General features: G+C 71.2%; 12 protein-coding genes. 11 read left to right on the top strand and 1 reads right to left on the bottom strand.

Annotated elements, in window-relative coordinates:
- Positions 1–352 (bottom strand): hypothetical protein (locus C1I93_RS23765; protein ID WP_146603565.1); only part of this gene is annotated, 352 nt, incomplete at its 3' end.
- 214 nt (positions 353–566) lie between these two features.
- Between C1I93_RS23765 and fdxA the strand changes: the two genes are divergently transcribed.
- The 11 genes from fdxA to C1I93_RS23820 all read left to right on the top strand — a co-directional run bounded on the left by fdxA (position 567) and on the right by C1I93_RS23820 (position 9,412).
- Positions 567–878 carry a ferredoxin gene (gene fdxA, locus C1I93_RS23770; protein ID WP_111245510.1) on the top strand — a complete coding sequence of 104 codons (312 nt, stop codon included), beginning with the start codon at positions 567–569 and terminating at the stop codon, positions 876–878.
- On the top strand, positions 878–1,858 hold the full coding sequence (locus tag C1I93_RS23775) for an NAD(P)/FAD-dependent oxidoreductase (RefSeq protein ID WP_111245511.1): 981 nt from the start codon (positions 878–880) through the stop codon (positions 1,856–1,858). The genes fdxA and C1I93_RS23775 overlap by 1 nt, the downstream gene beginning before the upstream one ends.
- Entirely contained in the window at positions 1,855–2,760 is a 906-nt protein-coding gene (locus tag C1I93_RS23780) for a fumarylacetoacetate hydrolase family protein (protein WP_111245512.1), read from the top strand. Before C1I93_RS23775 ends, C1I93_RS23780 begins: the two co-directional genes overlap by 4 nt.
- A complete protein-coding gene (locus C1I93_RS23785) occupies positions 2,757–3,926 on the top strand; it encodes an amidohydrolase family protein (protein ID WP_111245513.1) in 1,170 nt (389 codons plus the stop codon). The genes C1I93_RS23780 and C1I93_RS23785 overlap by 4 nt, the downstream gene beginning before the upstream one ends.
- A gap of 1 nt (position 3,927) precedes the next feature.
- Positions 3,928–4,725 carry an aldolase/citrate lyase family protein gene (locus C1I93_RS23790; RefSeq protein ID WP_111245514.1) on the top strand — a complete coding sequence of 266 codons (798 nt, stop codon included), beginning with the start codon at positions 3,928–3,930 and terminating at the stop codon, positions 4,723–4,725.
- A gap of 11 nt (positions 4,726–4,736) precedes the next feature.
- Complete coding sequence (locus tag C1I93_RS23795) at positions 4,737–5,111, top strand: AraC family ligand binding domain-containing protein (RefSeq protein ID WP_111245515.1); 375 nt, start codon at positions 4,737–4,739, stop codon at positions 5,109–5,111.
- Between the two features lie 5 nt (positions 5,112–5,116).
- Positions 5,117–6,016 carry a ribokinase gene (locus tag C1I93_RS23800; RefSeq protein ID WP_111245516.1) on the top strand — a complete coding sequence of 300 codons (900 nt, stop codon included), beginning with the start codon at positions 5,117–5,119 and terminating at the stop codon, positions 6,014–6,016.
- A gap of 258 nt (positions 6,017–6,274) precedes the next feature.
- Complete coding sequence (locus C1I93_RS23805) at positions 6,275–7,651, top strand: aromatic ring-hydroxylating oxygenase subunit alpha (protein ID WP_111245517.1); 1,377 nt, start codon at positions 6,275–6,277, stop codon at positions 7,649–7,651.
- Between the two features lies 1 nt (position 7,652).
- Entirely contained in the window at positions 7,653–8,180 is a 528-nt protein-coding gene (locus tag C1I93_RS23810) for an aromatic-ring-hydroxylating dioxygenase subunit beta (protein ID WP_220039598.1), read from the top strand.
- 12 nt (positions 8,181–8,192) lie between these two features.
- Positions 8,193–8,519 carry a Dabb family protein gene (locus tag C1I93_RS23815; RefSeq protein WP_111245518.1) on the top strand — a complete coding sequence of 109 codons (327 nt, stop codon included), beginning with the start codon at positions 8,193–8,195 and terminating at the stop codon, positions 8,517–8,519.
- The gene (locus C1I93_RS23820) at positions 8,519–9,412 is read left to right on the top strand and encodes a VOC family protein (protein ID WP_111245519.1); all 894 of its coding nucleotides are present in this window, start codon (positions 8,519–8,521) and stop codon (positions 9,410–9,412) included. Before C1I93_RS23815 ends, C1I93_RS23820 begins: the two co-directional genes overlap by 1 nt.
- The last annotated feature ends 1,050 nt before the right edge of the window (positions 9,413–10,462 follow it).

Below are 10,462 nucleotides of genomic sequence, written 5' to 3' on the forward strand. Positions count from 1 at the left end.
GGGCGGGGGGCGGGCCGGTCGAGCCGGTGATCGGGGCGTCGAAGTCGTCCTCGCCGGTCAACGAGGTGTCCAGGTGCGAGTAGACGAGCAACTCGGGGGCGTCGCCGAGGACCGAGGTGGCGAGCAGGTTGGCGCTGTCCGGCGCGGCTGGCGTGCGGTGCAGCGGCTCGACCCGCCAGCGCAGGTGCGGATGCCGGGCGGTGGCCCAGTCGGCAAGCGCGCGGCCCGCCGCCCCCTCCCGGCCGTGCGGGCTGGGCTGTGCGCAGAGCGCCGTCAGCGCGTCGAGAAGGTCGGTCTCGTGGACCGCCGCCGCGACGGCGCGACGCAGCGCCGCCGGTGCCTCGTGCTCCATGACCCTCCCGTGATAGTGACCCTATACAAGATGACATCTCGTATGTTGACATACGCGGCGTCAGGTCTCTAGCGTGGCGTGACACCAAACAGAACTCGCCCCACCTGCGGCGACGTCGCCGAAACAGGTCCCTGGCGGCGGACCGGTGCCGCGTCGGTTCAGACCGACGCGGCCAGCGCCGACGGGGCGAAGCGAAGCCACCGTGGGAGGACCGATGGCGTACGTGGTCACCGACGAATGCGTGGACGTGCAGGATCGGTCCTGCGTCGAGGAATGCCCCGTCGACTGCATCTACGAGGGCGACCGGATGATGTACATCCACCCCGACGAGTGCGTGGACTGCGGTCGCTGTGAACCGGTCTGCCCGGTCACCTCGATCTTCCACCTGGAGGACCTGCCCGCGCAGCGGGCCCACTTCGGGCCGATAAACGCCGAGTTCTTCGGCGAGATCGGCCGGCCGGGTGGCGCGCGCAAGGTCGGCCGGATCGGGCACGACCACCCCGCGGTCGCGGAGAGCGCCACCTGATGGGCGAGCGGATCGAGGTGGACCTGGCCGTCGTCGGCGCCGGCCCGGCGGGCCTCTACGCCACCTACTACGCGGGCTTCCGGGGCATGAGCGTCGCGGTGATCGACTCGCTGCCGGAGCCCGGCGGCCAGATCAGCGCCCTCTACCCGGAAAAGTCGATCTTCGACATCGCCGGCCTGCCGGCGATACGCGGCCAGGAACTCGTCGACGCGCTGGTCACCCAGGCCGCCACCGCCAAGCCGACGTTCCTGCTCGGCCAGAGCGCCGAGGAGCTGACCGCCGCCGAGGACCACGTGCTGATCGGCACCGACACCGGCACCCAGGTCCGCGCCGCCGCGGTGCTGCTGACCGCCGGCATCGGCACCTTCACCCCACGCGAGCTGCCGGTCGGCAGCGAGTACCTCGGCCGGGGGCTGCGCTACTTCGTGCCCCGCCTGGACGAGTTGGCCGGGCAGGAGGTGGTGGTGGTCGGCGGTGGCGACTCCGCCGTGGACTGGGCGCTGGCCCTGGAGCCGTACGCCCGCAGCGTCACACTGGTGCACCGCCGCGCCCAGTTCCGGGCGCACGAACGCAGCGTCGCCGACCTGCACGCCTCGGGCGTACGGGTGCTGACCCCGTACGAGGTCAGTGCCGTCGACGGCGAGGCGGGCGTCAGCTCCGTCACGGTCAGCGAGATCCGTGGCCCCGGCCGCGAGGTGCTGCCCGCCCAGGCGGTGGTGGCCGCCCTCGGCTTCATCGCCGACCTCAGCGCGATGGAACGCTGGGGGCTGGAGATGCGGCGCCGCTACGTCGCCGTGGACCGCTCGATGCGTACCAACCTGCCCCGGATCTTCGCCGCCGGCGACATCACCGACTACGAGGGGAAGGTGCGGCTGATCTCGGTCGGCTTCGGCGAGGCCGCAGCCGCGGTCAACAACCTCGCCCCGCTGGTCAACCCGGCCCTGAGCACGGTGCCCGGCCACTCCTCGGACGCGCTGTGACCGCCCCGGAGGCCCCACACCTGGTCGTCACCGGCGACGGGTTGGGCCGGCTCACCGGCGACGGCCTTGTCGAACTGCTCGACCTGCCGTACCGGGACGTGGCGGAGCTGCTGCGTGCCGGCCACGGTCTCGACCCGGCGGCCACCGCGCCGGTGCGGCACACGGTGCCGCTGGACAGCCTCACCGGTGCCCTCCGGCCGCCGCTGGCCAGTACCCGCGCCGTCTGGGGCGTCGGGCTGAACTACCACTGCAAGGCCCGGATCACCGGTCGGCCGCTGCCCACCGCGCCGCTGCTCTTCCTCAAGTCGGCGAGTGCCGGCTCGGGCCCGGACGCCACCGTGGCGCTGCCCGAATCGATCAGCCGGCAGGCCGACTACGAGGGCGAGGTGGCCCTGGTCATCGGGACACCGATGCACCACACGCCGACCGACCGGGCGTGGGCCCACGTCGCCGCCGTGACCGCCGCCAACGACCTGACCGCCCGCGACGTCATGGCCACCTCCGGCAACCCCACCCTGGGCAAGAGCTTTCCGGGCTTCGGCGCCCTCGGCGCCTCCGTGCTCGGCCTCGGCGCGGTCGCCGACCGGGCGGCCATTCCGCTCCTGACCACTGTCAACGGCGAGCCGCGCCAGCAGGCCAGCACCGCCGACCTGATCTTCCCGGTGCCCGACCTGCTCGCCTGGATCTCCCGCTACGTGCTGCTGGAACCGGGCGACGTGGTGTTGACCGGCACCCCTGCCGGCACCGGCCAGGACCGGGGCTGCTTCCTCGCCGACGGAGACCTGGTCGAGGTGTCGGTCGGTGGAGTGCTGCCGCTGCGCACCCGGTTCTGCGCCGAGTCCTCCGCTCGTCCCCCGGCCGGCCACCCCCGGCCGCCTCGTACAGAGAGTCTGATGCCATGAGCGACAGTTCCCCCCGCTACGACCTGGTGCTCTCCGGCGGCGAGGTCTTCGACTCCGCCACCGGCCAGAGCCAGGTGACAGACGTCGCGGTGACCGGCGACCGGGTGGCCCGCATCGGCCCCGGTCTCGCCGCCACCGCCCGGCAGGTCGTCGACTGCACCGGGCAGTACGTGCTGCCCGGTCTGGTCGAGGCACACACCCACATCTTCGCCGACGTCTCGAAGGTCGGCGCGCCGCCGGACGAGGCGCACCTGCGGCGGGGCGTGGTGGCGGCCAACGACGCCGGTACCGTCGGCGCCGCCACCTTCCCCGCCTTCGAGAAGCACATCGCCGGGCCGTCCCGGATGCGGCTGGTCAACTTCCTCAACGTCTCGGTGCTCGGCCTGATCGACTTCCGCTTCGGCGAGTTGCTCAACCCGGACACGCTGGTGCCGGAGGACGCCCTGGCGGTCGCCGCGGCGAACCCGCACCGGGTGCGCGGATTCAAGATCCGACTGTCGGACGACGTGGTCGGGCTGGCCTGGCGGCCGCTGCTCAAGCGGTCGCTGGCGCTCTCCGCCGAGGCCGGGCTGCCGCTGATGGTGCACATCGGGGAGACCCCCGAGCCGCTGCCGGCGGTGCTGGAGATGCTGCGTCCCGGTGACGTGGTGGCCCACTGCTACACCGGCAAGCCGTACGGCATCCTGCAGGACGGCACAGTGCTGCCCGAGGTGTACGCCGCCCGTGAGCGCGGGGTGCTGTTCGAGTCCGCGCACGGCCGGAGCAACCTCAGCTTCAAGGTCGCCAAACCCGCCATCGCACAGGGCTTCCTGCCCGACGTGATCACCTCGGACACCAGCGCCCGCAACTGGCACGGCCCGGTCTTCGACCTCGTCACCAGCATGGCCAAGCTGCGCGCCCTGGGCATGACCATAGCCCAGATCGTGCCCCGGGTGACCGAGGCGCCGGCCCGGCTGCTCGGCCTGCTCGACGAGGGCTACGGCAGCCTGCGCGAGGGCGGCCCGGCACACGTCACGGTGCTGGCCGAGGCCGAGGAGGCGGTGCTGCCCGACGCCGCCGGCAACGAGATCACCGCACCCCGGCTGGAACCGAGCCTGGTGCTGCTCGCCGGGGAACAGGTGCCGACCGTGCCGTGGCGCGGCGCTGCCGGCAGCGCCGGGCAGTGAGATGACCGGCAGCCACCCACCCGGGCGTACCGGGGTGCACGCCGCCCGCGCTCGGCTGCGGGCGGCCCTGCGCGCCGGTGATCGACTCGTCGGCACCTTCGTCAAGCTGCCCGGCGCCGACGTGGTGGCGGTGGCCGCCCAGGCCGGACTCGACTTCGTCGTGATCGACCTGGAGCACTCCACGCTGGACGAGCGGGCCGCCGTCGATCACCTCCGGCTGGCCGTGCTGCACGGCCTGCCGGCGCTGGTCCGGGTGCCGGCGGTGGACCCGGGGCAGGTCAACCGGCTGCTGGAGGCGGGTGCCGTCGGGATACAGCTCTCGACGGTGCGCCGCCGGGCCGACACCGAGGCGCTGCGGGCCGTGAGCCGGTACGCGCCGCACGGGCGGCGCAGCGTCAGCCTGGCGCATCCGGCGGCCGGGTACGGGGTCGCCGGCCTCGACGCGTACCTGGCCGCGGAGGCGGCCGACCCACCCCTGCTGGTGGCCCAGATCGAGACGGCGACCACCGACGATCCGCTGCCCGAGTTGCTGCGCGGCCTGGACGTCGGGTTCGTCGGCACCACCGACCTGGCGGTCAGCCTGGGACTCGACGCCGAACCGGCGGCCCTGCGGCGGCGCGTCGAGGAGGTGGCCGCCGCGACCGACACCGCCGCGATCGCGTTCGGCGGCTGGGTGCCGCGCCGTACCGCCGACGCCCTGGCCGGGGCCGGCCTGGGCCCGGCCGGCTACCTGGTGGTCGGCTCCGACCTGCAACTGCTCGGCGCCGGGCTGCGTGGTCTCGCCGAGTCTTCCGTCTGAAGGGAACCCACATGCTCAACGCCCAGCTCTACGGCGCTCCGGTGAACTGGGACGACATCCCGGCCACCGAGGTCCGACCCGGAGTACGCCGCAAGGTGTACGCCACCGACGAGGTGCTCTTCGCCTGGCACGAACTCGCCGTGGGCATGGACCTCAACCCGCACCACCACGACGACTTCGACCAGTTGGTGCTGATCCTCGGCGGACGGTGCAACTACTTCGTCGACGGCGTCCCACACCCGCTGGGACCGGGCTCGATGCTGCTGGTGCCCCGGGGCGCGGAGCACTACATCGAGCCCACCGAGGGGCCCTGCATCAACGTGGACGTGTTCGCGCCACCCCGGGCCGACTTCCTGCCGCACGCCTGGCGCCCGGGACAGAGCTGACCGCCATGACCGACATCGTGGTGGTGGGCAGTCTCAACGTCGACGTGGTGGTGCCGCTGCCGGAGCTGCCCGCCGCCGGACAGACGGTGCTCGGCTCGGCCGACCACTGGCGGGCCGGCGGTGGCAAGGGCGCCAACCAGGCGGTCGCCGCCGCTCGACTGGGTCGGCAGGTCGCGATGGTCGGCGCGGTGGGCGACGACGCCGAGGGGGAGTGGCTGACCGGTCTGCTGGCCGCCGAGGGCGTGCGGACCGAGGCGGTGCTCCGGGCCACCCGGCCGACCGGCCAGGCGATCGTGCTGGTCACCGCCGACGGCGACAGCACCATCGCGGTCAGTTCGGGTGCCAACATGTGGCTGTCGTCGGCCCATCTGACGCCGTACCGCGAGCTGATCCGCACCGCCCGCGCGCTGCTGGTGCAGCAGGAGGTCAGCGCCGAGGTGGTGGCCGAGGCGGTGGCCGCCGCGGGCGGGCTGGTGGTGCTCAACCCGGCGCCGGCCCGCCCGGTCGACGTCGCGACGCTGGCCCGGGTCGACGTCCTGGTGCCCAACCGGGGCGAGTTGGCGGCGTTGACCGGGTCACCGACGGTGCCCGGGGACGCCGACCAGTTGGCCGCGCTGGCCCGGTCGCTGGGCACCCGGGGACCGGTGGTGGTCACCCTCGGCGCGGACGGCGCGCTCGTGGTCACCGACGAACGGCAGTGGCTGCTGCCGGCACAGCCGGTCGAGGCGGTGGACGCCACCGGCGCGGGCGACACCTTCTGCGCCGCGCTCGCCGACGCGTTGCTCGACGGCGCGTCGATCGACGACGCGGCCCGGTGGGCGATCCGGGTGGCGGCGGTGACGGTGACTCGGCCGGGGGCGATGGCTGCCGTACCGCGTCGCGACGAGGTGCTCATCGCCGGTTGATCGCCGCCGGGCTCCTCGGCATGCCGGTGCCGTGGGCGTCGGCACCGGTTTGTCCGTGCCGGTGCCGGACGCCCACCTGCCGTGCCGAATCGAATGCCGGGCATCCTGTCCCCGACAACCAGCCGTGGATGTTGCGCTTCGATTAACGGCTGATAACCCGTCTCCAGCGTTCTGCCTGCTCTTGACAGTTATGGCGTTCGAGTAGCAGCATCATGAGGCGAGATGCTGTCTCGCATGACGTAGATAGGGGTGAGGTGAGTGGTGCAGCAGACCCCGGTACGCCCGCTGGGAGCACCAGGTGGCGGCGCGCTGATCGACGAGGACTGGGAGGCACTGCGGTTCCGCGTGCACCGGTCGGCGTACCGCGAGCCCGAGCTGTTCCAGCAGGAGATCGACCGGATCTGGAACCACACCTGGCTCTACCTCGGGCACGAGACGGAGCTGCCGAGGCCCGGTGACTTCAAGACCCGTACCCTGGGCGGCCGGCCGCTGATCTTCTGCCGGGACTCCGATGGCGAGGTGCGGGCCTTCTTCAACTCCTGCACCCACCGGGGCACCGTGCTGTGCCGGCACAGCGAGGGCAACACCAAGTTCTTCCAGTGCTTCTACCACGCCTGGGCGTTCAGCAACTCCGGCGAACTGGCCGCGTTGCCCGGCGACGACGCGTACCCCGACGACCCGGGCTTCCGGGCCTCGATGGCGTTGCGGCAGGTGCCCCGGCTGCAGATCCACGAGGGCTTCGTCTTCGTCGCCTTCGACCCGGACGTACCCGACCTGCTGACCCACCTCGGTGCCGCCGCGCACTACATGTCGCTGACCGCGAAGATCGGCCCGCACGGCCTGACCACCCTGCCCGGCGTGCAGCTCTACAGCGTCAAGGGCAACTGGAAGCTGGCCGTCGAGAACGCGATGGACGGCTACCACTTCGCCCCGACGCACAACACCTTCGTCGGCTACCTGCGCGAGACCGGCTTCGCCGTCACCGACGACGACCAGTACGCCTACGACCTCGGCGGCGGTCACGGACTGCTGGTCCTCACCGGGCACAACGGCCGGATCGGCATGGTCTGGGAGCCGCGCTTCGGCGACGAGGAGAAGGCCCGTACCACCGCCAAGCGGCAGGAGATGGAGAGTCGGCTCGGCACCGAGCTGGCCGGTGAGATCGCCGACGCCAGCCGGATCCTCTTCGTCTTCCCCAACCTGCTGCTGTTCGACCTGGAGGCGCTGACCATCCGCCAGCTCGAACCGGTGGCGGCCGACCGCACCGACGTCCGGGCCTGGCAGTTCGTCGAGGTCGGCGAACCGGAGTCGGTCCGCGCGCTGCGGATCAAGACCATGGTCAGCTTCGTCGGGCCGGGCGGCCTCGCCACCCCCGACGACATCGAGGCGTACGAGGCGGTGCAGCGTGGCATCGTGGCCACCGCCAACCCGGCCGACCCCGCCCACGACTGGAGCGACATGTCCCGGGGCATGGCCAACGAGAAGCAGGGCAACCAGGGCCGTTCCATCGACGAGGGCGCGATGCGCAGCTTCTGGCGGCACTGGGCCAGCGTGGTGGGCGTACCCACGAGTGTGGCCGGCGCGCCGCCGACCGTGCCCTCCGCGACCGGCCCGAGCCGCCCGAAGGGGGAGTGAAGTGACGACACCGACGACGGTGCGCCCCGGCGTGGTACGGGTGGGCGACCGCGAGGTCACCCGGGCCGAGGTGGAGGACTTCCTCTACCACGAGGCTCAGTTGTTGGACGAGTGGCGACTCGACGAGTGGTTCACCCTCTTCGAGCCCGAGGGCCGGTTGGAGGTGCCCACCACCGACGGGGCCGGCTGGGACGCCACCACCGCCGGATACTTCGTCTGCGACGACTACGACCTCATCCAGGCCCGGGTCAAGCGGCTCAAGAGCCGCAAGGCGCACGCGGAGAACCCGCACTCGCGGACCCACCGGATGGTCTCCAACGTGATCCTGCTGGAAGGCGGGGCGGAGACGCTCTGGATCACCGCGAACTTCGTCATCCACCGCTACCGCGACGGCGGCACCTACACCTACGTCGGCCGGTACGAGCACGTGCTGAAGGTCGACCCCGACCGGCTGCGCTTCCGGGTCCGGCGCGCGGTGCCGGTGATGGAGTCGATGGACGCCGGTGCCCGACTCAGCTTCATCCTCTGAGGACGGCCGCACATGATCACGCACATGCTCGTCTTCCGGTTCCGGGACGACCTGCCGCCCGGTGCGGCCGAGTCGGTCCTGGCCGAGCTGGAGACCTTCCCCACCCGCTACCCGGCCATGCGCAACTGGCGCAGCGGACCCAACATCAGCACCCGGGACAGCAGCATGACCCACGGCTTCGTCGTGGAGTTCGCCACCGAGCAGGACCTGCTCGACTACCTGCACAGCGAGTCGCACGAGCGGTTCGTCCGCCAACGCTGGCGCCCGGTCATCGAACGTCAGGCCATCGTCACGATCCCCGCAGCCGGGGACGCTCCGCCCACCGAGAGGGGTCGCTGATGACCACCGAGGCCACCACCCGCCGCCGTGGGCCCTACGGCATGGAGTACGCCCGCATCGAGGTGCCGGACCTGGCCGCCTCCATCGAGTTCCTTCAGTACCACGTGGGCCTGCAACTCGAACAGCACGACGAGGAGTACGCCTTCCTGCGCGCCGACATCGAGCACCACAGCATCGAGCTTGTCGCCGCCCCGCACCGCGAGGTCTCCTGGACCACCGCGGTCGGGTTCAGCGTCGAGTCCGACGCGGTCCTCGACGACCTGCGTGAGCGGGTCACCGACGCCGGTCACGAGGTCCTCGAACTGGCCGACCGGGTCAAGGGGCTGGTGCAGCGCGGCTTCGCCGTCCGCGACCCGAACGGCCTGATCGTGGAGCTGTTCACCGAGTTCGTCGAGTACGCTGAGCCGCCGCTTGTCGAACTGCGTCCGCTGGACCTGGTGCACCCGTTCCTGGCCACCGACAAGTACGAGGAGACCCTGGACTTCTACACCCGGGTGCTCGGCTTCCTGCCCTCGGACTACGTCGGCGACGTCACCGTCTTCCTGCGCAGCGAGGACCGTTACCACCACAGCCTCGCCCTGCAACGCAACAAGGAGTTCTACGTCGCGCACCTGTGCTTCATGATGAAGAGCTTCGACCACGTGATGCGCGGTCGGGCCCGCGCCCAGTACAAGCAGGTCCCGATCGCCTCCGACCTGGTCAACCACTCCGCGTCCACGTCTATCGCCTTCTACCTGCACGACCCGAAGCACGGCCCCCGCTACGAACTGTGCGACAGGCACCGGGTCTTCACCCCCGAGGAGCAGGAGACCCACCGGGCTCGCCGGATGGCCGTCGACCCGCGCAACATCGACGTGTGGCGACCGGCGGCCGACGACTGGGGCCGCTTCTGACCAGCTCCCCCTCCCCCGGCCTCGGGCCGGGGGAGACTCACCGGCAGGCGGTCGTGACGACGACGGGCGCCTGCGGCCGCACCGGCGGTCGCCGGCACTCAGCGGGTGCCGCCGGCCGCCATGCTGCGGCTACGTCGTGGACCGGGTCCTCGGGACGGTACGCGACCCATTGGAAAGGTCGTTACCGTCCGGGTACGGTGCCGCGAACAGGTCGTACGCCACCGCCTCGGTGTCGAGGGTCTGGCCGGTGCTCTGCCAGAAGTCGACGGCGTGTGGTGTACGCGACCATCTCCTGCTGGTACGGCTCGCCGCCGTAGCGCCTGTCGACGTATGGCATGCCGAGCCAGCAGACCTCGTTGAGCGGCAGGTTGACGGATCGCGGCCCGAAGCCACCGGAGTCCATCCACCTGCAGAACGCGAGGTTGCCGCTCCTCGCCGCTCAGGCCAACGGTCCGTTGAACATGCCGCCCATCTATTGGCGAGGACAACTCGCCCACGTGTCAGGTTGGGTATTGGGAGAGATGTCCCACGCTCGCACGGAGCGCTACTCCTAGAGCCGAGGAAGGCTCCCGCCGCTACTCCGGTAGGAGCCTTCCGCTGGTCCTTATCGCTCAACGCCTTGGCCGTGACGGCAAAGGCAACTGTTGTAGATCGGCAACTGCGTCGTCGGCGAGTTGACTAGCGGGTCCACAGGCACTCGGCCCATCTCGCCGTACAGGAACAGCCGCAGGCTGACGTAGAGCGTCTCCATGTCCACTCGGGTCAGCTCGGGGAACCCGTGACGTAGCAGAACGGTTCGCACGTCCACCAGCAGTTCGAACGCTAGGCGCTGGTCACCTTCGTAGTACGGAAGTGGGTAGGTTGGCACGTTTACCCCCGGAGACAGCTTTACTAGGAGATCGCCCAGAGGGCGTACACCAGGGTGAGCCACCCCCGCTTTCATGGAGCTTCTTGACCATGGTCTGATGGCCGTGGGGGAGGAAGTTGTCCGTGGCAGCACCGAAGAAGTACCCCGACGAACTGCGTCAGCGCGCTGTGCGCTTGTACCGC

The sequence above is a fragment of the Micromonospora endophytica genome, assembly GCF_003236305.1.
Classification (GTDB): Bacteria; Actinomycetota; Actinomycetes; order Mycobacteriales; family Micromonosporaceae; genus Micromonospora; species Micromonospora endophytica.

Bases quoted from the DNA above. Each gene is read 5' to 3' on its own strand.
- C1I93_RS23800 (WP_111245516.1), top strand. From the start codon at position 5,117: ATGACCGACATCGTGGTGGTGGGCAGTCTCAACGTCGACGTGGTGGTG.
- C1I93_RS23795 (WP_111245515.1), top strand. From the start codon at position 4,737: ATGCTCAACGCCCAGCTCTACGGCGCTCCGGTGAACTGGGACGACATC.
- C1I93_RS23785 (WP_111245513.1), top strand. From the start codon at position 2,757: ATGAGCGACAGTTCCCCCCGCTACGACCTGGTGCTCTCCGGCGGCGAG.
- C1I93_RS23815 (WP_111245518.1), top strand. From the start codon at position 8,193: ATGATCACGCACATGCTCGTCTTCCGGTTCCGGGACGACCTGCCGCCC.
- C1I93_RS23820 (WP_111245519.1), top strand. From the start codon at position 8,519: ATGACCACCGAGGCCACCACCCGCCGCCGTGGGCCCTACGGCATGGAG.
- C1I93_RS23790 (WP_111245514.1), top strand. From the start codon at position 3,928: ATGACCGGCAGCCACCCACCCGGGCGTACCGGGGTGCACGCCGCCCGC.
- fdxA (WP_111245510.1), top strand. From the start codon at position 567: ATGGCGTACGTGGTCACCGACGAATGCGTGGACGTGCAGGATCGGTCC.
- C1I93_RS23775 (WP_111245511.1), top strand. From the start codon at position 878: ATGGGCGAGCGGATCGAGGTGGACCTGGCCGTCGTCGGCGCCGGCCCG.